General features: G+C 63.9%; 25 protein-coding genes. 20 read left to right on the top strand and 5 right to left on the bottom strand.

Annotated features, from left to right (window positions below):
* The first annotated feature begins 2 nt into the window (after positions 1–2).
* The 8 genes from NL532_RS02430 to NL532_RS02395 all read left to right on the top strand — a co-directional run bounded on the left by NL532_RS02430 (position 3) and on the right by NL532_RS02395 (position 5,967).
* Positions 3–785, top strand: a complete 783-nt coding sequence (locus NL532_RS02430; RefSeq protein ID WP_027049093.1) for an ATP-binding cassette domain-containing protein — start codon at positions 3–5, stop codon at positions 783–785.
* Positions 786–898: 113 nt separating this feature from the next.
* Complete coding sequence (gene iolG / locus NL532_RS02425; RefSeq protein ID WP_023805775.1) at positions 899–1,894, top strand: inositol 2-dehydrogenase; 996 nt, start codon at positions 899–901, stop codon at positions 1,892–1,894.
* Between the two features lie 30 nt (positions 1,895–1,924).
* Positions 1,925–2,719 (top strand): SDR family oxidoreductase, encoded by a 795-nt coding sequence (locus tag NL532_RS02420; RefSeq protein WP_023805774.1) that lies wholly within the window; start codon positions 1,925–1,927, stop codon positions 2,717–2,719.
* A 72-nt stretch (positions 2,720–2,791) separates the two neighbouring features.
* The gene (locus tag NL532_RS02415; RefSeq protein WP_023702090.1) at positions 2,792–3,055 is read left to right on the top strand and encodes a type II toxin-antitoxin system Phd/YefM family antitoxin; all 264 of its coding nucleotides are present in this window, start codon (positions 2,792–2,794) and stop codon (positions 3,053–3,055) included.
* Complete coding sequence (locus tag NL532_RS02410; RefSeq protein WP_023805773.1) at positions 3,052–3,474, top strand: type II toxin-antitoxin system VapC family toxin; 423 nt, start codon at positions 3,052–3,054, stop codon at positions 3,472–3,474. The genes NL532_RS02415 and NL532_RS02410 overlap by 4 nt, the downstream gene beginning before the upstream one ends.
* Before the next feature lie 473 nt (positions 3,475–3,947).
* Positions 3,948–5,039, top strand: a complete 1,092-nt coding sequence (locus NL532_RS02405; RefSeq protein ID WP_023732717.1) for a 3-deoxy-7-phosphoheptulonate synthase — start codon at positions 3,948–3,950, stop codon at positions 5,037–5,039.
* A gap of 75 nt (positions 5,040–5,114) precedes the next feature.
* Complete coding sequence (locus tag NL532_RS02400; protein ID WP_023687408.1) at positions 5,115–5,474, top strand: ArsR/SmtB family transcription factor; 360 nt, start codon at positions 5,115–5,117, stop codon at positions 5,472–5,474.
* Positions 5,452–5,967 (top strand): SRPBCC domain-containing protein, encoded by a 516-nt coding sequence (locus NL532_RS02395; protein WP_023805772.1) that lies wholly within the window; start codon positions 5,452–5,454, stop codon positions 5,965–5,967. The genes NL532_RS02400 and NL532_RS02395 overlap by 23 nt, the downstream gene beginning before the upstream one ends.
* A 113-nt stretch (positions 5,968–6,080) precedes the next feature.
* On the opposite strand, the gene NL532_RS02390 is transcribed toward NL532_RS02395, so the two are convergent.
* Positions 6,081–6,716, bottom strand: a complete 636-nt coding sequence (locus tag NL532_RS02390; protein WP_023732715.1) for a LysE family translocator — start codon at positions 6,714–6,716, stop codon at positions 6,081–6,083.
* A 126-nt stretch (positions 6,717–6,842) separates the two neighbouring features.
* Between NL532_RS02390 and NL532_RS02385 the strand changes: the two genes are divergently transcribed.
* Positions 6,843–7,541: a helix-turn-helix transcriptional regulator gene (locus NL532_RS02385; protein WP_023672341.1), complete on the top strand. Its 699-nt coding sequence runs from the start codon at positions 6,843–6,845 to the stop codon at positions 7,539–7,541.
* An 11-nt stretch (positions 7,542–7,552) separates the two neighbouring features.
* Here NL532_RS02385 and NL532_RS02380 read toward each other — a convergent pair whose 3' ends face one another.
* Positions 7,553–8,662 (bottom strand): Gfo/Idh/MocA family protein, encoded by a 1,110-nt coding sequence (locus tag NL532_RS02380; protein WP_023827372.1) that lies wholly within the window; start codon positions 8,660–8,662, stop codon positions 7,553–7,555.
* 213 nt (positions 8,663–8,875) lie between these two features.
* Here NL532_RS02380 and NL532_RS02375 point away from each other — a divergent pair, with 213 nt between their 5' ends.
* The 9 genes from NL532_RS02375 (at position 8,876) to phnN (ending at position 18,695) form a co-directional block, all read left to right on the top strand.
* A complete protein-coding gene (locus tag NL532_RS02375) occupies positions 8,876–9,721 on the top strand; it encodes a MurR/RpiR family transcriptional regulator (protein WP_023703746.1) in 846 nt (281 codons plus the stop codon).
* A gap of 152 nt (positions 9,722–9,873) precedes the next feature.
* Positions 9,874–11,808, top strand: coding sequence for a bifunctional 5-dehydro-2-deoxygluconokinase/5-dehydro-2-deoxyphosphogluconate aldolase (locus NL532_RS02370; RefSeq protein ID WP_023828812.1), 1,935 nt, complete (start codon positions 9,874–9,876; stop codon positions 11,806–11,808).
* A 33-nt stretch (positions 11,809–11,841) separates the two neighbouring features.
* Complete coding sequence (iolD, locus tag NL532_RS02365) at positions 11,842–13,692, top strand: 3D-(3,5/4)-trihydroxycyclohexane-1,2-dione acylhydrolase (decyclizing) (RefSeq protein WP_286487877.1); 1,851 nt, start codon at positions 11,842–11,844, stop codon at positions 13,690–13,692.
* 144 nt (positions 13,693–13,836) lie between these two features.
* Positions 13,837–14,754, top strand: a complete 918-nt coding sequence (iolE, locus tag NL532_RS02360; protein ID WP_023748285.1) for a myo-inosose-2 dehydratase — start codon at positions 13,837–13,839, stop codon at positions 14,752–14,754.
* Between the two features lie 9 nt (positions 14,755–14,763).
* On the top strand, positions 14,764–15,012 hold the full coding sequence (locus NL532_RS02355; protein WP_023672345.1) for a hypothetical protein: 249 nt from the start codon (positions 14,764–14,766) through the stop codon (positions 15,010–15,012).
* A 193-nt stretch (positions 15,013–15,205) separates the two neighbouring features.
* Positions 15,206–16,018 carry a 5-deoxy-glucuronate isomerase gene (gene iolB, locus NL532_RS02350; RefSeq protein ID WP_023741266.1) on the top strand — a complete coding sequence of 271 codons (813 nt, stop codon included), beginning with the start codon at positions 15,206–15,208 and terminating at the stop codon, positions 16,016–16,018.
* A gap of 154 nt (positions 16,019–16,172) precedes the next feature.
* The gene (locus NL532_RS02345; RefSeq protein WP_023741265.1) at positions 16,173–16,880 is read left to right on the top strand and encodes a DUF1045 domain-containing protein; all 708 of its coding nucleotides are present in this window, start codon (positions 16,173–16,175) and stop codon (positions 16,878–16,880) included.
* A gap of 34 nt (positions 16,881–16,914) precedes the next feature.
* Positions 16,915–18,069 (top strand): alpha-D-ribose 1-methylphosphonate 5-triphosphate diphosphatase, encoded by a 1,155-nt coding sequence (locus NL532_RS02340; RefSeq protein WP_023741264.1) that lies wholly within the window; start codon positions 16,915–16,917, stop codon positions 18,067–18,069.
* Positions 18,066–18,695, top strand: a complete 630-nt coding sequence (gene phnN / locus NL532_RS02335; protein ID WP_023741263.1) for a phosphonate metabolism protein/1,5-bisphosphokinase (PRPP-forming) PhnN — start codon at positions 18,066–18,068, stop codon at positions 18,693–18,695. The genes NL532_RS02340 and phnN overlap by 4 nt, the downstream gene beginning before the upstream one ends.
* 2 nt (positions 18,696–18,697) lie before the next feature.
* On the opposite strand, the gene NL532_RS02330 is transcribed toward phnN, so the two are convergent.
* The 3 genes from NL532_RS02330 to NL532_RS02320 all read right to left on the bottom strand — a co-directional run bounded on the left by NL532_RS02330 (position 18,698) and on the right by NL532_RS02320 (position 22,352).
* Positions 18,698–19,684 carry an ABC transporter permease gene (locus NL532_RS02330; protein ID WP_023672350.1) on the bottom strand — a complete coding sequence of 329 codons (987 nt, stop codon included), beginning with the start codon at positions 19,682–19,684 and terminating at the stop codon, positions 18,698–18,700.
* A 44-nt stretch (positions 19,685–19,728) separates the two neighbouring features.
* Positions 19,729–21,267: a sugar ABC transporter ATP-binding protein gene (locus NL532_RS02325; RefSeq protein WP_286487875.1), complete on the bottom strand. Its 1,539-nt coding sequence runs from the start codon at positions 21,265–21,267 to the stop codon at positions 19,729–19,731.
* Positions 21,268–21,389: 122 nt separating this feature from the next.
* The gene (locus NL532_RS02320) at positions 21,390–22,352 is read right to left on the bottom strand and encodes a sugar-binding protein (protein WP_023672352.1); all 963 of its coding nucleotides are present in this window, start codon (positions 22,350–22,352) and stop codon (positions 21,390–21,392) included.
* A gap of 582 nt (positions 22,353–22,934) precedes the next feature.
* Between NL532_RS02320 and NL532_RS02315 the strand changes: the two genes are divergently transcribed.
* Positions 22,935–24,038, top strand: coding sequence for a LacI family DNA-binding transcriptional regulator (locus NL532_RS02315; protein ID WP_031203246.1), 1,104 nt, complete (start codon positions 22,935–22,937; stop codon positions 24,036–24,038).
* Between the two features lie 218 nt (positions 24,039–24,256).
* Positions 24,257–24,439 (top strand): hypothetical protein, encoded by a 183-nt coding sequence (locus NL532_RS02310; RefSeq protein ID WP_196813864.1) that lies wholly within the window; start codon positions 24,257–24,259, stop codon positions 24,437–24,439.
* Positions 24,440–24,684: the final 245 nt, after the last annotated feature.

The following is a 24,684-nucleotide window of genomic DNA, read 5'->3' as shown; positions in this document are numbered from 1 at the left end:
CCATGCCAGATATCTCCACGACAGACATCGTCCTGAAGACCGAAAACCTGACCAAGCGTTATGGCGGCGTGCACGCGCTGGAAGGCGCGAATTTCGAGCTGCGCAAGGGCGAGCATGTCGCCATCATGGGCGACAATGGCGCCGGCAAATCGACCTTCGTGCGCCAGATCACCGCCGTCGAGCAGCGCACCAGTGGCCAGATCTGGTTCGACGGCAGGGAAGTGAATTTTGCCGGGCCGATCGAAGCGCGCACGGCGGGCATCGAGACCGTGTTCCAGAACCTGGCGCTGGCCGACGATCTCGACGTGCCGTCGAACCTGTTCCTCGGCCGCGAAAAGGTGCTTTTCAATCTCGGGCCGTTCTCGATCCTCGACCGCAAATACATGCGCAAGGCGACCGAGGCGGCGCTGATCCGCACGGCAGTGAAAATCCCCAATTTGTCCAACACCATTCGCCACATGTCGGGCGGCCAGCGCCAGTGCGTTGCGATCGCCCGGACCGCGACCTTCGCCTCCAAGCTGATCATCATGGACGAGCCGACGGCAGCCCTTGGCGTGCAGGAGACGGCGCAGGTCGAGAACATCATCCGCACGCTGAAGGACAATGGCGAGCCGCTGATCCTGATCAGCCACAACATGCGCCAGGTGTTCGACCTGTGCGACCGCATCGTCGTCTTCCGGCGCGGCCGCATCGTCGCCAACCTGCGCAAGGAAAACACCGACGGCAACGACATCGTCTCCTACATCACCGGCGCCAAGACCGGGGAGGCGGAACTCGCGGCCTGAACAGGATGGTCATCCTGTTTTCTGGCGTGCTCGAAAAATTATCTTGCCACCTTTCTCAAAAGGAAGGTGGAGACACAACTCTCTCGAACCCATCCCCCTAGAGGAAATACCCCATGACTGTTCGTTTCGCCCTCCTCGGTGCCGGCCGCATCGGCAAGGTCCATGCCCGCGCCGTCGGCTCCAACCCGCAGGCCAGACTGGTGGCCGTTGCCGACGCTTTTGAAAAGGCGGCGACCGAGTTGGCAACCGCCTATGGCGCCGAAGTGCGCACCATCGACGCGATCGAGAAGGCCAAGGACATCGACGCCGTGGTCATCTGCACGCCGACCGACACCCATGCCGATCTGATCGAGCGTTTCGCCAAGGCCGGCAAGGCGATCTTCTGCGAGAAGCCGATCGACCTCGACGTCAAGCGTGTCGAGAAATGCCTGGCCGTGGTCGACAAGGCCAAGGCGACGCTGATGGTCGGTTTCAACCGCCGCTTCGATCCGCATTTCGCCGCCGTGCGCAAGGCGATCGACGACGGCGCGATCGGCAAGGTCGAGATGGTCACCATCACCTCGCGCGATCCCGGTGCGCCGCCGATCGACTATATCAAGCGCTCCGGCGGCATCTTTCGCGACATGACCATCCACGACTTCGACATGGCGCGCTTCCTGCTCGGCGAAGAGGTGGTCGCGGTCAGCGCCCATGCCTCGGTTCTGGTCGACAAGAAGATCGGTGAGGCCGGCGATTTCGATTCGGTCAGCGTCATCCTCGAAACCGCGTCCGGCAAGCAGGCCGTCATCTCCAATTCGCGCCGCGCCACCTATGGCTACGACCAGCGCATCGAGGTGCATGGCTCCAAGGGCATGGTCGCTGCCGAAAACCAGCGGCCTGTGTCGATCGAGGTCGCCAATGAGAAGGGCTATACGCGCCCGCCGCTGCACGACTTCTTCATGACCCGCTATCTCGACGCCTACGCCATCGAGATTGCCGCTTTCATCACTGCTGCAACCTCGGGCAAGAAGGCATCGCCGAGCGGCGCCGACGGCCTCGTGGCGCTGAAGCTGGCCGATGCCGCGCTGAAGTCGGCGACATCAGGCAAGACCGTCCGTCTCGACAAGTAAGAACCGGAACCAGGGCACAGGAGCAGAGCGATGAGCACATCCGCCGATCGCAATTCGAACACGCGCGCTATCGTCACCGGCGGCGCGCAAGGCATCGGCTTTGCCGTCGCCGAAGCGCTGGCCGACGAGGGCTGCAAGGCGCTGGCGCTCATCGGCCGTTCGCAGGAGAAGGGCGACAAGGCGGTCGCCCACTTCAACAACGCCGGCGTCGACGCGATCTTCATCAGCGCCGACGTTTCGAAGGTGGCCGACTGCAAGCGTGCCGTCGCCACCGCCGTCTCGCATTTCGGCACCATCAACGCGCTGGTCAACGCCGCAGCCACCTCCGCGCGCGGGTCGCTGGTCGAAACCTCCGAGGAGACCTTCGACCAGATTTTCCAGACCAACGTGCGCGGCCCGTTCTTCCTGATGCAGGGCGTGGTGGCCCATCTCCTGGACCAGAAGGCGCCGGGCTCGATCGTCAACGTGCTGTCTATGTCGGCGCATTGCGGCCAGTCGTTCCTGGCGCCCTATTCATCGAGCAAGGGTGCACTGGCGACACTGACCAAGAACGTCGCCAACGCCTATCGCTCCAACCGCATCCGCTGCAACGCCGTTCTGCCGGGCTGGATGGACACCGAGGGCGAGGACATCGTGCAGAAGAAATGGCACGGCGCCTCCGACGACTGGCTGGCAAAGGCAGAGGCCGGCCAGCCGATGGGCCAACTGGTCAAGCCCGACCAACTGGCGCGGCTGATCAGCTACATGGCCAGCCCGCAATCCGGCGTCATGACCGGCTCGCTGGTCGACTATGACCAGAACGTCGCGGGGACCTCGCCGGAGTAGCTTCAAACCCTGTTGCAGCAACATCGCCATTCCCAAATAGTCATGATAGTCATGATAGTCGCGAGGGATGCGATGCTAACGTCATCCAAAGGCACCAACTGGACGGTTGCCGGGGCAAAAGCCCGGCTCTCCGAGGTCATCGAGCGCGCGCAGTCCTCGCCGCAGACGATCACCAAGAACGGCAAACCAAGCGTGGTTGTCGTCTCGGCCGAGGAATGGCAGCGCAAGATCGCACGCAAGGGTACGCTTGCCGAGTTCCTGCTGGACTCGCCGCTGCGCGGCGCCGATCTCGACCTTGAACGTCAGCGCGACGAACCGCGTGACCTGCCGCGGTGAGACTGCTGCTCGACACGAATGTCCTGTCCGAGGTGACGAGGCCAGCGCCTGTCGCACGTGTCCTGGGCTGGCTGGACGAGCTTGATGAGGACCGCTCCTTCATCAGCGTAGTGTCGATCGCCGAGATCCGGCGCGGCGTCTCTCTGATGGATGAGGGCCGCAAACGCGAGGCGCTGGCCGAATGGCTCGCCCGGGACCTGCCCCAGCGCTTCGAACAGCGGGTTTTGCCGGTGGACGATGCGGTTGCCTTGGCCTGGGGCGACCTGATGGGTTTTGGCAAGCGCCGCGGTCGTGGTCTATCGTCGATGGACGGGCTGATCGCAGCCACTGCGATTGCGCACGAGCTCACCTTGGCAACGCGCAATACGAAACATTTCGAAGGCTTTGGGCTTGAACTCTTCGATCCCTGGACCGCATGAGCCGCTCCGCGTTATACGTGTTGGCGATTGGCGAACCGCCGGCACTTCGTCATCCACGGGCGGAGCAAGGAGCGTGGCGACGCAGCGCAGACCCGAGGATCCATGCCGCGACTTCAGAGCGCTGCTACGGTCCAGAATTCTGCTCCGCCGCACTCCACGGCCCAGGTCACGGAATGGATCCCAGGGTCTCCGCGACGGAGCTTCGCTCCTGCTCCGCCCAGGGATGACGAAATCGCGAGGATTCGGCCCATCCCGAATTGTCTCCGCATACCCCACGTGACAAGCGCCTCGGCATCGACTATATGACGCCTGATGATCAACCTGACCGCCTCGTATTGGTACTTTAGCAGCTCGCTGGCGGCGGGAGGATTGCGCTCGATCTGAAGATTGCAGCAACAAGTCCGAACAGCCGCCAGACCTGGCGGCTTTTTTGTATCAGCCGGCAGGTCTCCTAAAAACAGGAGCAGAAAGCCGTGTTGACCACCACAGACGATCTTCGGGTCAAGGAAATCCGAGAATTGAGTACGCCGGACGAGGTGATGCGGGAGATCCCGCGCACGCTGACGGCAACGCGCACCGTGAGCGCATCACGCAACGCCACCCATGCCATCTTGAACGGCACCGACGACCGGCTGCTTGTCATCGTCGGCCCGTGTTCGATCCACGACCCGGTCGCGGCCGTTGACTATGCCAGCCGGCTGGTGGCGCTGCGCGAGACCCTGTCCGACCGGTTGGAGATCGTCATGCGGGTCTATTTCGAAAAGCCGCGCACGACCGTCGGCTGGAAGGGCCTTATCAACGATCCCGATCTCGACGGCAGCTTCAACATCGACAAGGGGCTGCGGATGGCGCGCAACGTGCTGTCGGCGGTCAACAATCTCGGCCTGCCCTCGGCCACCGAATTTCTCGACATGACGACGCCGCAATACATTGCCGATCTCGTCGCCTGGGGCGCCATCGGCGCGCGCACCACCGAGAGCCAGATCCACCGCGAACTGGCTTCCGGCCTGTCCTGCCCGGTCGGCTTCAAGAACGGCACCGACGGCAATCTCAGGATCGCCGCCGAGGCGGTGAAATCCGCCGCCCAGCCGCATCATTTCATGGCGGTGACCAAGGGCGGACGCAGCGGCATTGCGACTACTACCGGCAATGAGGACTGCCACGTCATCCTGCGCGGCGGCGTTCAGCCGAATTACGATGCGGCGAGCGTCGAGGCAGCCTCGGCCGAACTCGCCCGCATCGGCGTTGCACCCCGGCTGATGATCGACGTCAGCCACGCCAACTCGGCCAAGAAGCCGGAGAACCAGCCCAAGGTGGCGGCGGATGTCGCCGGTCAGGTCGCGGCGGGCGACGAACGCATCATCGGCCTCATGATCGAGAGCAATCTCGTTGCCGGCCGTCAGGATGTCGTGCCCGGCAAGCCGCTCGTCTATGGCCAGAGCATCACAGATGGCTGCATCGACTGGGCGACCACCGAGACGGTGCTGCACGGCCTCGCCGGCGCCGTAGAATGGCGCCGCTCAGCCCGCCGCGCCATGATGGAGAACCGGCCGGGCGCCGCCTGATACGAGGCGATGCGCGGGAAGGACGCTGCGGCTCCCCTTGCACCCCGGCCACCGGTCTGCTAGATACTGAACCATATGGTTCAGTATGCCGACTTGGACTCCTCGTTCGCCGCGCTCTCGGACGCCACCCGGCGTGGCGTTCTGGAGCAGCTCGGACGCGCAGATGCTTCGATCACCGAGCTTGCCGGAAAGTTCCACATGACCCTCACGGGCATGAAGAAGCACGTCGGCGTCCTGGAGCAGGCGGGGCTCGTCACCACGCAGAAGGTTGGCCGCGTGCGGACCTGCAAGCTCGGCCTGCGCGGACTGGAGGAAGAGGCGGCCTGGATCGAGCGGCACCGCCTGCTCTGGGACGCACGCTTCAACGAGTTGGACAAGGTTGTCGAGGAATTGAAACGGAAGGAGAAAGCCGATGCGCCAAAGAACCGAGAGTGAGCCCACGAACAGCCGCACCACGGTCGAACGGAAGTCCGAGCGCGAGCTGGTCGTCACGCGAACAGTCAACGGTCCGGCGCGCATCGTGTTCGAGGCGTGGACCAAGCCCGAGCTGTTCAAGCAGTGGTGGGTGCCGAAGTCGATGGGCATGTTCCTGCGTTCATGTGAGATGGATGCTCGTACCGGAGGCACGTACCGCCTGGTGTTCGGCCACGACGCCTCGGACCTTCACGAATTCTTCGGCAGGTATATCGAAGTGACACCGCACTCACGCCTTGTCTGGACCAATGACGAAGGTGGTGACGGTGGACCCGTCACCACGCTGACCTTCGAGGAAAAGGGTGGCAATACGCTGCTGGTCATGCACGAACTCTATCCCTCGAAGCAGGCTCTCGACGCGGCCGGTACCGGGGCGGCGGATGCGATGGGCGAGACGTTCGAGCAATTGGACGAGCTTCTCGTCGTCTTGGGCGAAGGCGTGAGGCGGTCATGACGTCGTCGATCTCGGGGACGCGGTTGCTGCCGCCCTCGACGACAAAGACCGGGATAGTGATCCGCAAGCGCAGCGCCGAGACGAAGAAACGCGGCGTCATCGCTTGATCGCGATCACGCCATCCTCAGCCCCTCCCAAGCCGTGAACACCGAGACCGCAAACAGCAGCAGTCCGGCCGCGCGGCCCGCAAAAGCGGTCGCCCGCGGGTTGGCCACCAGCAGATTGCGGCTGCGGCCGGCGGTGATGGCGAGCCCGCCATAGATCGCGGCCTGAGTCGCCACCGTCAGCAGGCCCATGACCGTCGCCTGCATCCAGATCGGGCCGTAATCCGGCTTCAGGAACTGCGGATAGACGGCAAATATGAAGAGATAGGCCTTCGGGTTGATCAGGCAGGTCACCAGTCCCTGGCGAAAGGCCTTCCAGGCCGTGCGGCTGCCGACGAGCCCGTCATGGCCGACGGTGATGGAACTGCGCATCAGCGAAATACCGATGAAGGCCATGTAGGCGGCGCCTGCTATCAGCAGCGGCTTGTACAGGATCGGTACGAAATGCATCAGCAGGCCGACGCCGATGGCGCCGTTCAGCGTGTGCACGATGCCGCCGACCATGATGCCGGCGGTGGCGGCGAGGCCCCGGTCGCGGCCGCCGGTGAGCGCATTGGCAAGCACGAACAGCATGTCCATCCCGGGTACGATGATGATGCCGGACAGCAGGATAAAGAACAGCCAGAGATTTTCCGCGTAGCTCATGTCAGTTGCCTGTCGCTTCCTGCTGGGGTGCCGTTGAGGAATTCGTTGATTTTCAACCCGATAGGCAGTCCAATAAATCACCCCAACTGACGGGGATGTGTCAGTAGCGTTCATCAGGGAGAGGAAATGCGCAAGGCGTCGCGGCTGTTCGAGATTATCCAGATCCTGCGGCTGGCGCGGCAGCCGGTGACGGCAGCCATGATCGCCGGGCAGCTGGAAGTCACGATGCGTTCGATCTATCGCGACATCGCCGCACTGCAGGCAATGCGCGTGCCGATCGAAGGCGGGCGCGGTATCGGCTACATATTGCGGCCCGGCTTCGACCTGCCGCCGCTGATGTTTTCGATCGAGGAGATGGAAGCGATCGTCCTGTCGCTCGCCCTGCTGGAGCGCACGGGAGACAGCGAACTCAAGCAGGCGGCCAAGCGCGTCAGCGCCAAGATCGCCAGCGCCGTGCCGCCGCCGTTGCGCCAGGCGTTCGACGCCAACGCGCTGCATGTCTGGGGGTTCGCAGCACCGGCAATCGGCACCATCGATCTGGCGCTTGTGCGCCGCGCCATCCGCGACGAGGAAAAGCTCGACCTGTCCTATCGCGACGAAATCGGCCGCGCCTCCGAGCGGCTGATCCGTCCGATCGCGCTGATCTACTATTCAGAAACCGCCAACATCGTCGCCTGGTGCGAATTGCGCCAGGCCATCCGCAATTTCCGCAGCGACCGCATCGCGGATTGCCGGGCGACCGGGCTGCGCTTCAAGGGCGAAGGCGATCGCCTGCGGCAGGTCTGGGTCAGTGGCTGGGAGGCGAACGCTGTCGCTGGCGGCTGAAGCGAGCGGGTTTACCGCACATCCACCCAGCGCTTTTCCTCGAACGACCTCGCCATCGCGTGCACGGTGCGCTCGATCTCCAGCCCTTCGGCAAATTCGATGACCCGTGCCGGCTTGCCGGCAAGCCGCGTCAGCAATTCGTGGCACTCGATGATCTTGAGGTCGTTGAAACCGAGCCCATGGCCCGGCGCCGGGAGGAAGGCGTCGTAAGGCTTGTGGTGCGGCGCCACCAATATGGTGCGGTAGCCCTGTTCGGTCGGGCGATCGGCGGTGACGTAGAGCTGGATTTCGTTCATCCGCTCCTGGTCGAACAGGATCGATCCCTTGGAGCCGAAAATCTGGATGGCGATGCGGCCCTTGCGGCCCCAGGCCGAGCGGTTGACCAGCAGCGTGCCGGCAATGCCGTTTTCCAGATGCATCAGCACGCTGGCGATGTCGTAGGTCTCGACGGCGCGGCGGCCGCCGGCGGCCAGCTTGCGGTCGGCGTAGGGCTTGGCCATGTCACAGATGACTTTTGCGACGCGGCCGAACAGCGTCGAGACCAGCGACAGCGGATGTACGGCGAAATCGTCGAGCGCGCCATAGCCGGATGCGGCCTCATGCTTCCAGAAGAACAGCGCTTCGGGGTCGGCCATGAAGTCCTCGTCCATCTCGATGCGCAGATGGTTGACCTCGCCGATGATCTTTTCCTCGAGCAGCGCGCCGATGTGGCGGATGGCCGGGCTCTGTATGTAGTTGTAGCCAAGGGCTGCGACCTTGCCGGACTTCTTCGCCGCGGCCGCCATCGCCGCTGCTTCGGCAAAGCTCGGCGCCATCGGCTTCTCGCACCACAGATGCTTGCCGGCTTCGAGAATAGCGATGGCCATCTCCGGATGGAACTGATTGGGCGTGGTCAGCGAGACGATATCGACCTCGGGGTCGTTGACGACGGCACGCCAGTCGCCCGACGCCTTGGCGAAGCCGAACTCACCGGCCTTGCGCTTGGCCAGCTCCTCGTTGACCTCGCCGAGATGGACCAGCTTCGGCTTGGCGACATCGGGAAAGACGGCGCCGACGGCGCTCCACGCAATGGCGTGGCATTTGCCCATGAAACCCGTGCCGATAAGACCAACGCCGACCATTTCTTTCTCCCAATACCTGAAGCGATCGATGGATGAATTAGTCCATTTCTTCTCCGAATGGAATGTCTGCCTCATTTTTTATGGCCTTCTTGCGCAGGCTCGCTATGATGGGGCAGAGAGGACGTCACTTGAGTTAAAGAGAGCATGATGTCGTCCGAAAACCGCTGCACACTTTTCGGCATCATGCTCTAGATGAGCTTGGACGGGGCGACGATGGACGAACGGGTACCTCGCGACTTCGAGACGCTGCGCGCCACGATCCTCGATCGCCGTGAAACCTTGCCCAAGCGCATCGCCCAGATCGCCGCCTATGCGCTCGACAATCCCGATGACATCGCCTTCGGCACCGCCGCCAGCATCGCCGCTTCGGCGGGCGTGCAGCCGTCCACCTTGATCCGCTTTGCCCAGCAACTAGGCTTCGACGGCTTCACCAGCCTGCAGCAGGTGTTTCGCGAGCGGCTGCGCGAGCGCAATTCCTCTTATGACGAACGCCTGCAGGCGCTGCGCGCCAAGGCCGATGCGGGTGCTGGACACCGAGCCATCTTCGACGGCTTCGTCGCCGCCGCCAGCACTTCGCTCAACGATATTTCGCGCTCGCTGGACGAGGCGCATCTGGAAGACGCGATCTCGCTGCTGGCCAAGGCCGAGACCATCTATGTCCTGGCCAAGCGCCGCTCCTACCCGGTGGCGAGCTACATTGCCTATGCCTTGGGCAAGCTGAAGATCCGCAACCAGCTGATCGAATCCGCCGCCGGCCTCAATGCCGAGATGGTCGCCTTCGCCACCCCGGCGGACGCCGTCATTGCCATCAGTTTCTCGCCCTATGCGCCGGCCACCATCGAGGAGGCCCGCACCATTTCCGAACAGGGCGTGCCGATCATCGCCATCACCGACAGTTCGTTTTCGCCACTAGCGCAGTTCGCCAAGGTCTGGTTCGAGGTTGCCGAGGCCGATTTTGCCGGCTTCCGCTCGCTGTCGGCCACCATGGCGCTGGCCATGGCGCTCACCGTCGGCGTCGGCGAGAAGCGGCGCAGCACGGGCAAGAAGCGTAAGGCCTAGGCCGGCGCCGGGCGCTCGAATTCGCGGAGGAATGCTCATTCCATATTGACTATGGATTGGAATTATTATTTCATATTCCCGGCGCCACGCTGCCGCTCGCGCGTGTCCCCCAACTACGTTGCTCAAGACAACAAGACCGACGGGAGGTTCCAATGAGCGAAGCCGTGGACGCCAAACAGGCGACGCTCGATGTCATCACCATCGGTCGCGCTTCCGTCGACCTTTACGGCCAGCAGATCGGTTCGCGGCTGGAGGACATCACCTCCTTCGCCAAATCGGTCGGCGGCTGCCCGGCCAACATCTCGGTTGGCACGGCGAGACTAGGCCTGCGCTCGGCGCTGCTCACCCGCGTCGGCGACGAGCAGATGGGCCGCTTCATCCGCGAGCAGCTCAGGCGCGAAGGCGTCAATGTCGATGGGCTCAAGACCGACCAGGAACGGCTGACGGCCCTAGTGCTGCTTTCGGTCGAGAGCGAAGGCATCTCGCCAATGATCTTTTATCGCAGCGACTGCGCCGACATGGCGCTCGCCGAAGAAGATATCGATGAAGCCTTCATCGCCTCGGCCCGCTCGATCGTCGTCACCGGCACGCATTTTTCCCGACCCAACAGCGACGCCGCCCAGCGCAAGGCGATCCGCATCATCAAGGCCAAGGGCGGCAAGGTGGTGTTCGACATCGACTACCGCCCCAACCTCTGGGGACTCGCAGGCCATGCCGAGGGTTTTGAGCGCTATGTCAAATCCGACCGCGTCTCGGCCCAGCTGAAGACGGTGCTGCCCGATTGCGACCTCATCGTCGGCACCGAGGAAGAGATCATGATCGCCTCGGGCGCCGACGATTGCCTGAGCGCGCTGAAGACGATCCGCGCGCTGTCCAAGGCAACCATCGTACTGAAGCGCGGCGCCATGGGTTGCATCGTCTATGACGGGCCGATCAGCGACGATCTGGAAGACGGTATCGTCGGCAAGGGCTTTCCGATCGAGATCTATAATGTGCTGGGCGCCGGCGATGCCTTCATGTCCGGTTTCCTGCGCGGCTGGCTCGGTGGCGAAAACCTGGCAACGGCGGCGACCTGGGCCAATGCCTGCGGCGCCTTCGCCGTGTCGCGGCTGCTCTGCGCGCCGGAATATCCGACCTTCGAGGAATTGCAGTTCTTCCTCAAGAACGGCAGCAAGCACTTAGCGTTGCGCAAGGACGAGGCGATCAACCACATCCATTGGGCGACGACCCGCCGCCGCGATATCCCCTCGATGATGGCGCTCGCCTGCGACCACCGTGTGCAGCTTGAGGACGTCGCGGCAAAGACCGGCGCCGATCCGGCGCGCATCCGCGATTTCAAGGTGCTGGCGGTCAAGGCTGCGGCGAAAGTCGCCGCCGGCCGCGACGGCTATGGCATGCTGATCGACGAGAAGCATGGCCGCGAAGCGATGTTCGAATTCGCCCGCCACCCCTTTGCCTGGCTCGGCCGTCCCGTCGAACTGCCGGGCTCGCGGCCGCTGCGCTTCGAGTTCTCGCAGGACATCGGCTCGCAACTGGTGGAATGGCCGGTCGACCACTGCATCAAATGCCTGTGCTTCTATCACCCCGACGATCCGGCAGCGCTCAAGGAAGAGCAGCAGCAGAAGCTGCGCTCGCTGTTCGAAGCCGCGCGGAAGGTCGGCCGGGAGCTTCTGGTCGAGATCATCGCCGGCAAGCACGGCAAGCTCGATGACACGACGATCCCGCGCGCCCTGGAAGAACTCTATGCGCTTGGCATCAAGCCGGACTGGTGGAAGCTCGAACCGCAGGCGTCGGCCGGCGCCTGGGCCAAGATCGAAGCGGTGATCCTGAAGCATGATCCCTGGTGTCGTGGCGTCGTGCTGCTGGGTCTCGAAGCGCCGCAGGACGAACTGGAAGCGGCCTTTGCCGCCACCGCCAAGGCGCCGATCGTCAAGGGCTTTGCCGTCGGCCGCACCATCTTCGTCCACGCCGCCGAACGATGGCTGGCAGGCAAGATGACGGATGACGAGGCTATCGCCGACATGGCCGCGCGCTTCGAACAGTTGACCGAAGGGTGGCTTGCCGCGCGTGGCCGTAAAGCAGCATAAAGGCGCGGCAAGAGGACTGCGGAGGAAAACACCATGAGCAAGACAATCCGCCTGACGATGGCGCAGGCGCTGACCCGCTTTCTGAGCAAGCAGATGACCGAGATCGACGGCAGAAGAGTGCCCATCTTCGGCGGTGTGTGGGCGATCTTCGGTCACGGCAATGTCGCCGGCATCGGCGAGGCGCTGTACCAGCTGCGCGACGAATTGCCGACCTTCCGCGCCCACAATGAGCAGGCGATGGCGCATGCGGCGATCGCCTATGGCAAGGCCAATTTCCGCCGCCGCTTCATGGCCGCGACCTCTTCGATCGGCCCCGGTGCGCTCAACATGGTGACGGCGGCGGCGCTCGCCCACGTAAACAGGTTGCCCGTCCTGTTTTTGCCGGGCGATGTCTTCGCCAACCGCATCCCCGATCCGGTGCTGCAGCAGGCCGAGGACTTTTCCGACGGCACCGCGACGGTCAATGACTGCTTCCGTCCGGTGTCGCGCTATTTCGACCGCATCACCCGTCCCGAGCAGATCATCCCGGCATTGGCGCGGACCATGCAGGTGCTGACCGATCCGGCGGAATGCGGCCCGGTGACGCTGTCGCTCTGCCAGGACGTGCAGGCCGAGGCCTATGACTATCCCGAGAGCTTTTTCGCCGAGCGCGTCTGGCACCAGCGCCGGCCGCGTCCGGACCGGCATGAATTGGCGGCGGCGGTCACCGCGCTGAAGGGTGCGAAAAAACCGCTGATCATCGCCGGCGGCGGCGTGCTGTATTCGCAGGGTTCGGATGAACTGGCGAAATTCGCCGAGAGCGCCGGCATTCCGGTCTGCGAAACGCAAGGCGGCAAATCCTCGCTGCCCGACACACATCCGCGCAACATGGCGGCGGTCGGCGTCACCGGCACGTCCGCGGCCAACCGGCTGGCGGAAGAAGCCGATGTCGTGCTCGCCATCGGCACCCGGCTGCAGGATTTCACCACCGGCTCATGGGCGCTGTTCAAGAATTCCGGCAAGACCATCATCGGACTCAACGTGCAGCTTTTCGATGCCGGCAAGCATCGTGCGCTGCCGCTGGTCGCCGATGCGGCCGAAGGGCTTGTCGAACTGGGTGCGGCGTTGGGGAGCTGGAAAGCACCGGCGACATGGACCGACAATGCGACCCAAGGCAAGAAGGCATGGCAGGCCGAAGCCTCCAAGGTGACGGCGTCGACCAACGCCGCCTTCCCTTCGGACGCGCAGGTGATCGGCGCCGTGCAGCGCGCGCTGGGGTCCGGCGTGACCTTGCTGAATGCGTCGGGCGGCCTGCCGGGCGAGCTGCACAAGCTCTGGCAGGCAGGCGCGCCCGGCTCGTACCATGGCGAATATGGTTTCTCGACCATGGGTTACGAGATTGCCGGCGGGCTCGGCGCCAAGATGGCCAAGCCCGATCAGGAGATAGTCGTCATGGTCGGCGACGGATCCTACCTGATGATGAATTCGGAGATCGCCACCTCGGTGATGCTCGGCTTGAAGCTGACCATCGTGGTGCTCGACAACAGGGGGTATGGCTGCATCAACCGGCTGCAGATGGCCACCGGCGGCGCCAACTTCAACAACCTCCTGAAGGACGCGCGCCACGAGATCCTGCCCGACATCGACTTCGCCGCGCATGCGGCCAGCATGGGCGCTATTGCCGAGAAAGTGCCGTCGATCACTGGCCTGGAGACTGCGCTGCAAAAGTCGAAAACCAACGACCGCACCACCGTGCTGGTCATCGACACCGACCCGCTGATTTCCACCGATGCCGGCGGCCATTGGTGGGATGTCGCGGTGCCGGAAGTCTCCGCACGGCCGCAGGTCAACGCAGCCCGCAAGGCCTACGACGAAAAGCGGCAGATGCAGACAATCGGCGATTGATGTACATGCACCCGGCCCCTACCTCCCCCTTGTGGGGAGGTCGGACCGAAGGTCCGGGTGGGGGTCTGGCGCCGCACCCCACCTCGCTGCTTCGCAGCGACCCTCCCCACAAGGGGAGGGTGAACAAGAAACCGGAGCTAAAACTTGAAAGCCAAACTGGGCATGTCCCCCATTGCGTGGTGGAACGATGATCTTGCCGAACTCAGCGACGACGTCTCGCTGGAAGAGTGCCTGCGCCAGTCGCGCTCGGCCGGCTTCACCGGCATGGAAATGGGCCGCCGCTTTCCCAATGACCCCGAAATCATGCTGCCTATCCTGAAAAAGGCCGACGTGACGCTGTGCGGCGGCTGGTTCTCCGGCACGCTGGTCGATGAGGACATGGGCAAGAACAAGGATCGCATCCAGCCGATGATCGACCTGTTCAAGGCGGTGAATGCGCCTTGCATCGTCTATGGCGAGGTCGGCCGCTCGATCCAGGGTGATCGCTCCAGGCCTCTCGCCACGAAGCCGAAAATGTCCAACGACGAGATGAGGGCCTATGCCAGGCGCCTCACCGAATTCGGCGAATGGTGCGCCGAGCAAGGCATGCCGCTGTCCTATCACCATCACATGGCGGCGGTGGTCGAGACCGAGCCGGAGCTCGATGCCTTCATGCGCCATTCCGGCGAAGGCATTCCGTTGCTGCTCGATGCAGGGCATCTCGCCTTTGCCGGTGGCGACGTGCTGCGCGCCATCGACAACCACCACAAGCGCATCAGCCATGTCCATGTGAAGGATGTGCGCATGGGCGTGATCGACGGGCTCGACCGCACGAAGCAGTCCTTTCTCGACGCCGTGGCGCTCGGTGCCTTCACGGTGCCTGGCGACGGTTCGCTCGATTTCGGCGCCATCGTGCAGCGCTTCGCCGACCATGGCTATGAAGGCTGGTTCGTCGTCGAGGCCGAGCAGGACCCGAAGAAGAACCCGCCGCTGAAGATGGCCCAAGTGGGTTACAAGGAGCTGATGCGGGTGATGACGGCGGCCGGCTACACGGTGGAAACGCAAGGCTTTCCCAATGCGTAAGCCGGTCCGATGAAGGATTACGAGCACCCGTTCTTCCGGCCGCTGTGGCGGCGCGTTGCCGTCGTCGCCGTCTGCGTGATCTGGGCCGGAATAGAATTCGCCTCCGGCACCCCATTCTGGGGCATCATTGCGCTCGGCTTTGCCGCCTACGCGGTGTGGCAGTTCTTCTATCTTTACAAGCCGGTGGAGGAGAGCAAGGCTGCGCCTGATCGACCAAAGACCGGCGAAGCGAAGGCGGACGCCGAACCGAAGGAATGAAGCGGCCGCGGCTCGGAAGGAGCTTGCGGGTCGGACACTCGACACCTGGCGTATCGCCTACGTCGCTGATTGGCCGGAACGTCCCTAGCTTCGTCATCCTAGGGTCTTCGCGACGGAGATTCGCTCCTGCTTCGCCCTAGGATGACGAAGTTGAGAGGCCGACCTCGAAGACTTGCGATAGGAGAGACAAAACATGTCGAAACTGCTCGTCAAAGCCGACAAGGGCCATGGCCGCGTCGCCCATGTCACGCCCAAAAGCGCCGGATGGACCTATGTCGGCTTCGACCTGCACCGGCTGAAGCCGGGCGAGACCGCATCCGGCAAGACGCAGGATCGCGAAGTCTGCCTGGTGTTCGTCACCGGCAAGGGCACGGCAAAGGCCGGCGGCCAGGAACTCGGCCTGCTCGGCGAGCGCATGTCGCCCTTCGAGGGCAAGCCGTGGTCGGTCTATATTCCGGAGGGTTCGGACTGGTCGGTCACCGCCGACACCGATCTCGAACTCGCGGTCTGCTCGGCGCCGGGCCTGGGCGGCGGCTTGCCCGTTCGCGTCATCGCACCCGACGACCTCGGCCAGGAGACTCGGGGCAAAGGCACCAACACGCGCTACGTCACCAACATATTGCCCGAGGGTAAGCCCGCCGACTCACTGCTGGTGGTCGAGGTCATCACGCCCGGCGGCCATACATCGAGCTACCCGCCGCACAAGCACGACCAGGACAATCTGCCGGCCGAATCCTATCTTGAGGAAACCTACTACCACCGCCTCAACCCGCCGCAGGGCTTTGCCTTCCAGCGCGTCTACACCGACGCCGACAACACCGGCGCCCGCGAGCTGGACGAAGCCATGGCGATCGAGGACGGCGACGTCGTGTTGGTGCCCAAGGGCTATCACCCCTGCGCCGCCTGCCACGGCTACGACCTCTATTACCTCAACGTCATGGCCGGGCCGACGCGGACGTGGAAGTTCCACAACGCGCCCGAGCACGAGTGGCTGACGAAGGCCTGATCGGCCTTCGCTTGCGCCGGAAGCGGTTGGTCCAGCAGCAAAAAATCGTCGGCTAACGATCCATGGGGTCGATTTGCCTTCGAAAACCCGCATAAGCTTCGTCAATCCGTCATGGAAATCACCTATGGCAGCGGGCTGACGAGGATTTTTTTCGATGCGCTACGCCATCTATTTCACCCCAAGGCAGGACGAGCCGTTGGCGCGGATCGCCGCCAACTGGCTGGGCCGCGACCCCTTTGGCGCCGCCACCAGGCCGGTCGAGGCGGTGGGCGAGCTGTCGGCGGCCGAAGTCGCCTTTCACACCGCATCGGCGCGGCGCTACGGTTTTCATGCGACGCTGAAAGCGCCCTTCCGGTTGGCCGCCAACGAAACCGAAAGCTCGTTGCGCGCGGCGCTGGACGCCTTTGCCGAAGCAACGCCGACGGTCACCATCCCGCGCCTGGTCGTCAGCCAGATCGATGGTTTCTTCGCTTTGGTGCCGGAAGGCCCGCTGCCGCCGCTCAACCGTTTCGCCGATGATGTCGTGCTTAGCTTCGACCGTTTTCGCGCGCCGCTCACCGAAGCGGAAATCGAACGGCGCAGCCCGGATTCGCTGAAGCCGGCCGAGTTCCGCAATCTCTGTCAGTGGGGCTACCCCTACGTGTTCGAGACCTTTCGCTTCCACATGACACTGTCCGGCCGGGCCGGGCCGCAGGAAAGCCAACGTCTGCGCGCGGCAATTGACAGCCTGTTCGCCGATGTGCTGCAGCAGCCGGTGCTGGTGGATGCGCTGACGCTGTTCGTCGAAACCGAACCGGGCGCTCCGTTCATGGTGCTTTCGCATCATGCGCTCGGCCGCCGCGCTGCCCGAAAAACCGCCTGACCGCAATTCGTCCGAGTAAGCAAGGACTGCCTGAATGACTGCCGAAACTGTTCTCCACAACGCCCGCATCGTGCTTGCCGATGAGATCGTCGAAGGGTCGCTCGTGCTGCGCGACGGTTTTATTTCCGGCGTCGACGCCGGCACCGGCCACACCGGCGGGAACATGGCCGGCGAGGACATGGGCGGCGACTACATCATTCCCGGTCTGGTCGAGCTGCACACCGACCATCTCGAAGGCCACTATGCGCCGCGCCCGAAAGTGCGCTGGAACCCGATTGCCGCCGTGCTCGCCCATGACGCGCAGGTAGCGACCGCCGGGATCACCACCGTGCTCGACGCGCTGCGCGTCGGCATGGACGAGGACGCCGATCTTACCTCCGACGACATCCGCAAGCTGGCCGACGCGATCGAGGACAGCGTCGCGAAAGACCGGTTGCGGGCCGACCATTTCCTGCATCTGCGCTGTGAGGTCTCGGCGCCGGATTGCTTGCGGGCTTTCGCCAATTTCGATGGCGACGAGCGGGTCAAGCTGGCCTCGCTGATGGACCATGCGCCGGGACAGCGTCAGTTCGTCAATCTCGAGACCTACGCCTATTACTATCAGCGCAAGCTGAAGTTGACCGATCGCGACTTCCAATTGTTCTGCGAAAAGCGGATGTCGGAATCAGCGAAGAATTCGGGACCGAACCGGGTGGCGATATCAGCCGCCTGCAACGAGCGGGGCATTGTGCTGGCGAGCCATGACGACGCCACATCAGGCCATGTCGACGAGGCGATCGAACAAGGCGTGCGCGTCGCGGAATTCCCGACCACGCTGGAAGCCGCCAAGGCCTCGAAGGATGCCGGGCTCGGCGTACTGATGGGCGCGCCCAACGTCATGCGCGGCTCCTCGCATTCGGGCAATGTCTCGGCCCGCACGCTGGCCGGCGACGGCCTGCTCGACATATTGTCGTCCGACTACATTCCCTTCAGCCTGATCCAGTCGGCCTTCTTCCTCGGCGACGTCGTCGAGGGCATCTCCTTGCCGCAGGCGGTCGCGATGGTGTCGAAGAACCCGGCCGAGGCCATCGGCCTCAACGACCGCGGCGTCATCGAACAGGGCCGCCGCGCCGATCTGGTGCGTGTGCGCGTCGACGACCATGTGCCGGTCGTGCGCACTGTCTGGCGCCAAGGGCGCCGGGTCGCCTGATGGTCTCGGCGTCGATCGACCGCGAACTCAGCAGCGAGGCCTTTCCGCTCCGCAACGGCGTGTTTGTCGCCGTCGTCGGCCCGAGCGGCGCCGGCAAGGATACGGTAATCGGCTATGCCCGCACCTTGTTTGCCGACGAGACGAGGCTGGAGTTCGTCCGCCGGGTCATCACCAGGCCGAGCGACGCCGCAAGCGAGGATCACGACACGCTGGCCGACGCAGCCTTTGCCGAAGCCGAGGCCGACGGCGCCTTCGCCATTTCCTGGGAGGCGCACGGGCTGCGCTACGGCATTCCGGCCGATGTCGACTGGTCCATCGCCAATGGCCATGTCGCGGTCGCCAATGTCTCGCGCGCAGTCATCCCGGTGCTGCGGGAGCGCTATGCCAATCTGGCTGTCGTCGAGATCACCGCCTCGCCGGAAATCCTCGCCGAGCGTCTCGCCCAGCGCGGCCGCGAATCGCGCGGCGAAGTGCTGGCTCGGCTCGCCCGCAGCGCCAATATCGCTTTGTCCGGCTCCGGCGTCACCTCGATCGACAATGGCGGCCGGCGCGAAGCCGCCGGAGAACGCTTCGTCGAGGTGCTGCGCAAGGCGATGGCCTTCTCGGATATATCCGGCGTGATGTAGCGCTACTCCGCCGCGACAGTCTTCCGGCTGGCATCGAGCATCAGCCGCCTTGCGCGGAACACGCCCCATTGCTGGTCGACCAGCACGCCGATCAGGATCACGCCGCCCATCACCGCGAAGTTGAGCGAGGACGGGATGCCGAGCAGATTGACCAGGTTCTGCAACTCCTGCAGCAGCACGGTGCCCAGGATGACGCCGACCAGCGAGCCTTCGCCGCCGCGCAGCGAGAAGCCGCCGAGAACTGCGGCGGCAATGGCGTAGAGTTCGTAGAACTGGCCGTGGCTGGCCGGCGAGATCGAGCGCGTGTACATGGCGAAATAGATCGCCGACAGCGCCGTCAGAACGCCGCAGATGACATAGGCGGCCATCACGACGCGGCCGGTGCGGATGCCCGAATATTTAGCCGCCTCTTCGTTCTTGCCGATGGCATAGAGGTAGCGTCCGAACACCGAGCGGTGCAGCACCACCCACATGACGATCGAAATGACGATCAGTGCGATGAAACTGTTGGGCACGCCATAGCTGCGGCCCGCGGTGAGGAATTCGAGCTCGGGAAAATTCTGGCCGAAGGCGAAGCCGGCGGTGCCGTCGGCGGTATAGAAACGGGCGACCCCGCGATAGATCAAAAGGCCGCACAGCGTCACCACGAAGGGCTGCAATTTCAGCCTTGTGATCAGCCAGCCATGCGCCAGCCCGATGATGCCGCCCAGCACCAGGATCAGCGGCAGCGCCAGCGGCCATGGCATGTCGCGCACAGCGATGAAATCGATGAACAGCGTGCCGAGCAGCGCCACCAGCGACCCCACCGACAATTCGATGCCGCCGGTGATGATGACGAAGGCCTGGCCGATGGCGAGGATCCCGAACAGGCCGATCAGGTTCGAGGTGTTGGCGAGGTTGATCGGCAAAAGGAAGCGCGGGTTGATGGCGGTCACCACGGCGCCGACCACCAGGATCAGGATCAGCAGGCCGAGATCTTTTTTGCTCATCGTCTTCTCCCCAATGCGCCGGACCGGCAATCGCCTGAAGCCCGCTAGTTTGCCGGCTTGCCGACCGCCAGCAACAGCACGTTTTCCTGGCTGAATTGTTCCTTGTCGAGAATGCCCGAGATCTGGCCCTCATGCATGACGGCGATGCGGTCGGACACGCCGATCACCTCTTCCATGTCGCTGGAGATCATCAGCACGGCGACGCCGGCATCGGCCAAGGCTCGCATCAGCCCGTAAATCTCGGCCTTGGCGCCGATATCGATGCCGCGCGTCGGCTCATCGAGGATCATCACCTTCGGGTTCATCGCCAGCCATTTGCCCAGCACCACCTTCTGCTGGTTGCCGCCCGACAGCGTGCCGGTTCGCGTCTGCACCGACGGCGCTTTGATGCCGAGATTCGTCTTCTGCTTCTCTGCGGTGGCGGCCTCGGAGCTTGCCGACACCAGTCTACGCTTCGCATGCGCCGGCAGGTTGGGCAGCGAGATGTTCTGCGCGATCGACAGGTCAAGCAAAATGCCGGTCAGCTTGCGGTCTTCCGGAACCAGGAAAATGCCATGCGCGACCGCATCGGCCGCCGAACCCAGTACAAGCGGCTTGCCGTCGAGTTCGAGCCCACCGCCAAGCGTGCTGTCGATGCCGAAGAACACCCGCGCCAGTTCGGTGCGGCCGGAGCCGACAAGGCCGGCGAGGCCGAGGATTTCACCGCGCCTGATGTCGAGGTCGACCGGCCGGGCAGGGTAGGCGGGGGTGCGGATGGCTTTGGCCGAGAGAGCCGTGGCGCCCGGCGCCCGCGCCGCCTCGGAGGCCTTCTCGCGCTCCTTCAGCATGCGGCCGATCATCAGCTTGACCATCTGGTCGTGGTTGATGGCGCTCTTCGGCAAGGTGCCAGCCAGCATGCCGTCGCGCAGCACCACGACGCGGTCGGCGACGCGCTCGACCTCATGCAGCCGGTGCGAAATGAAGATGACGCTGATGCCATCGGCCTTCAGCGCCTTGATGACGTCGAGCAGCTTGTCGGTTTCGGCGAGCGGCAGGCTCGACGTCGGCTCGTCGAGGATCACCAGCCGCGCCTTGATCGACAGTGCCTTGGCGATCTCGACCATCTGCTGCTGCGCCAGCGACAACGAGGCAACCGGCGTATCGGCGGAGAAATTGGCGCCGACGCGCTTCAGCAGTGGCGCCACCATTTCGCGCAGCTTGGCGCGGTCGACCAATCTCAGCGGCCCGCCGCGCAACGGCTCGCGGCCGAAGAAGATATTGGCGGCAACATCGAGGTTTTCGAAGAGATTGAGTTCCTGGTGGACGAAGGCGATGCCCGACCCCAGGCTGCCTTCGACGGTGAGCCCGTCATGCGCAACGCCGTCGACGGTGATGGCGCCGCTGTCCGGCCTGGTGACGCCGCCGAGGATCTTCATCAAGGTCGATTTGCCGGCGCCGTTTTCGCCGACCAGGCCGATCACCTCGCCCGGCCTGACCTCCATGGAAAAGCCGTCCAGCGCCACCACGCCCGGATAGGTCTTGCGCACGTTCTCGAGGCCGAGGAACGGGGTGGTTGCGACGATGGATGGGTCGGAATAATTCATCACGCCATATTTGATCAGGCTTGCCAGCAGCCGGTGGGCTACAGACTGACGGGCCTTGGCCGACCCGTCAACACGATCGCCGGCTCAAGGCGAACCCTGAGCCGGCGCAACTGCTCGTGGTCTCAGTTTCCGGACATCGCCTTCAGATTGGCGGCATAGGTGTCGACATCGTCCTTACCGATGATCTTGGTCGGGATGATGATCAGGCCGCCTTCCGGAATGCCTGATTTGTCGCCCTTGAGATAGGCGGCCATCAGCTTCATGCCCTGATAGGCCCATTCGAAGGGCTGCTGCACGACGGTGGCCGCCACGGTGCCTTCCTTGACGCCGCCCAGCGTGATCGGATCGTCATCGAAGCCGACGACGGTGATCGAGCCGAGCTTGCCGGCGTCGCGCAGCGCTTCATAGATGCGCGGCGTGTTGTAGGAATAGAAGCCGACCATGCAGGTGATGTCGGGGCTGGCGACCAGCGCGTCCTCGACATTCTTCTTGGCGCGCGCCTGGTCGATGTCGTCGCCGCGCACGTCCACCAGTTCGATCTTGCTGCCGGCGAGGCCGTCCTTCATGCCCTGGATGCGCTCCTTGGCATTGTCGGCGCCGAGCAGGCCGACGAAGCCGAGGCATTTGCCGCCGTCCGGCATCGCCTTCTTGGCGATCTCGGCCGCCTGCTTGCCGGCGTCGACATTGGACGAGCCGATATAGGCGACGCGCTTGGTCTGCGGGGCATCGGAGTCGGTGGTGAACAGCGCCGTTTCCGACGCGATCTTGTTCAGGCCGTCGGTCGAGGTCTTGGGGTCGACGGCCGAGACCATGATGCCCTTGACGCCGGCGGTCACCAGATCGTCCATCAGCCGCTGCTGGATGGCGACCGAGGACTGCTCGGGATATTTGAGTTCGAGATTGTAGTCGGGCAATTCGGCCTGCGCCTTCTTGACGCCGGCTTCGGCGGCCTTCCAGAAATCGGAAGCGCCGTTGACGACGAAGGCCAGCGTCGGTTTGTCGTCGGCGCGCGCAATGGCTGTCGCGGTCAGGCCGAGCAGCAGGGCTGCGGTGGCCACGGATGCATGTCGTATCAAGGATTTCATGTTCAACCTCCCGTTTTGGCTCAGTCGTCGGACTGAACCGATCTTGCATTCACTGACTTGCCGCTCGCGATTTGGACGCCCTCCTCCTCAGGGGTTCCCGGCGCTGAAGAATGGCGTCGTCGGTCGCGATCACGGACTTTAGAGACTCATCCCGTGCTCGTAAATAGTCTGATTTGTCTGACATATCACATGTCTGAGACCAGGCTTGCGGAGGCAAACCCCGCTCACCATCGGGCCATTCACGTGCACTTCTCGCCGCACGGGTCCCACCTGACCGGACACGGCGGATTGACGTTACAGCGTCGTTTTGTATTAGTAAACAGTATTAGCAAAGGTCTCGCGCGGACACTCGGCGGTAGCCTTAGGGCTAGTTTGCCCGAATAGGTGCAGCCATCGGTTCCGCGCAAGCAGATGCCTTGCAGTCCTCGAATTTCACGCGGCCCGCAGCGGCATGGCGGGGAACTTCAAAGCTGCTAATAAAGATAAACGCCTTCGACTATTTCCATCGGTCGACGGCGCGACACCATCTTGTGGGTGTGGCAGGCTTGCGACTAGACAGGCTGGGGATTGGGACGCAATGCCATGAGCGAGACGAGGGATCCGGACGACACGGCGAAGCGGCGCAAGGCGCCGGCGAGAGCCGCCAAGGGCGGCCGCGTCACCATGACCGACATCGCCAGGGCAGCCGGGTGCTCGCAGGCGACCGTCTCTTTCGTGCTCAACGATTCGCCCGGCATCCGGCTGTCGCAGCAGACGCGCGAGCGGGTGATCGACGCCGCGCGTGCGCTCGGCTACGCAGCACCCGCCTTCTCGGCGCTGCGCAAACCTGTTGCCGCCTTCGATGGACTTGACGGTGTCATCGGTTTCGCTGTCGACCAGCTGGCGACAAGCCCGGAAGCCGTTGTCGCCATCGAGGGCGCGCGCCAGGCATCGTGGAACGCCGGCAATGTGTTGCTCGTGGCGCAGACCATGGGCGACGCCGTCATGGAGCCGCGCGCCATTGCGGCGCTCACCAGGCGCGGAATCTCGGCGCTGATCTACATGACCATCTTCACCCGCGAGATCACGGCGCCGGATTTCCTCTACGGCCTCGACATACCGGTCATCCTGCTCAACTGCTACACGGCCGATTATGCCTTCCCGGCCGTGGTGCCTTCCGAGATCGCCGGCGGCCAGAACTCGACCCGGCATCTGATCGGCCACGGCCACCGCCGCATCGCCATCATCACCGGCGAGCCGTGGATGCAGGCCGCGCAGGACCGGCTGAAAGGCTACCGCAGAGCGCTCGCCACCGCCGACATCCCGTTCGATCCCGAACTGGTGGTCGAGGGCGACTGGTCGGCGAGCGCCGGCTATGCCGCGACCGTGAAGCTTTTGGCGCTGAAGGAGCGCCCGACCGCCATCTTCTGCCAGAACGACCGCACAGCCATCGGCTGCTACGAAGCGCTGAAGGAGGCGGGCCTGCACATCCCGCAGGACATCTCCGTCGTCGGCTATGACGACGAGGAGATCGCCCGCCATCTGTTCCCGCCGCTGACGACATCGATCCTGCCGCACATGGCGATGGGCCAATGGGCGATCGAACAGCTCGAAGTGCCGGCGCCTCCCGGCCGCGGCCGCTATCCAATCACCAAGCTGGAATGCCCGCTGGTGCAGCGGGATTCGGTGGCAGCTGTGGCTGGATAAAGCTGAACCAGCCCATCCCGATGCAAATCGGGATGGGTCTGTTTGGTGTTTGCGCCTCAGGGCAGGGTCTATCCGGGAACGTGCCGCGGTTAGAACCGCAAGACGACGAAGGAGCGCCTGCGATAGCAGCGCCGGCGTAACCGGCCATGCCGCCAGAACGTGCGGCAGTGCCGTCTCCAGACATGCCGCCTGTGGTGGCGACGATGGTGCCATCGCCGATGCGATATCTGCTCGACATCGCCCGGGCCTTCGTCGTCATCAAACGAATTGGCATCCTGCTTGTCGAGTTCATCGAGAATGCCGTTACCGATATTGGGAACCCCGGCCACGGCCTCGAGAGGCCGAACCGCGGTAGCAAGCGCCGCGGCCCCCGCAACGCCGAACAATGCTGTCAAGAATGATCGCCGATCCATCAAAACCTCCATCAGCAAGACAAGGCTAACATGACGAGCCTAACACAAAGCAGCTAGAGCGGGTGATACAAAAGGCCAGAGGCGAATCTTCGAGCCGGCCCAAACGGGTGACCGGACGGACGGCAGAGGTCAGATTAAGGCCGCAACCGGGCGGCGCGCTTCCTTCGGCTCGGTGACCAAGCCATGCAGAATGCCGCCGATGAAAGCGCACAGCCTGACCGGTTCCGCCTTTC

The organism is Mesorhizobium sp. C120A, from assembly GCF_030323105.1.
In the GTDB taxonomy this organism is placed as follows: Bacteria; Pseudomonadota; Alphaproteobacteria; order Rhizobiales; family Rhizobiaceae; genus Mesorhizobium.
Note: the sequence above shows the minus strand (reverse complement) of the source record. Positions and strands in the feature narration are given on the sequence as shown.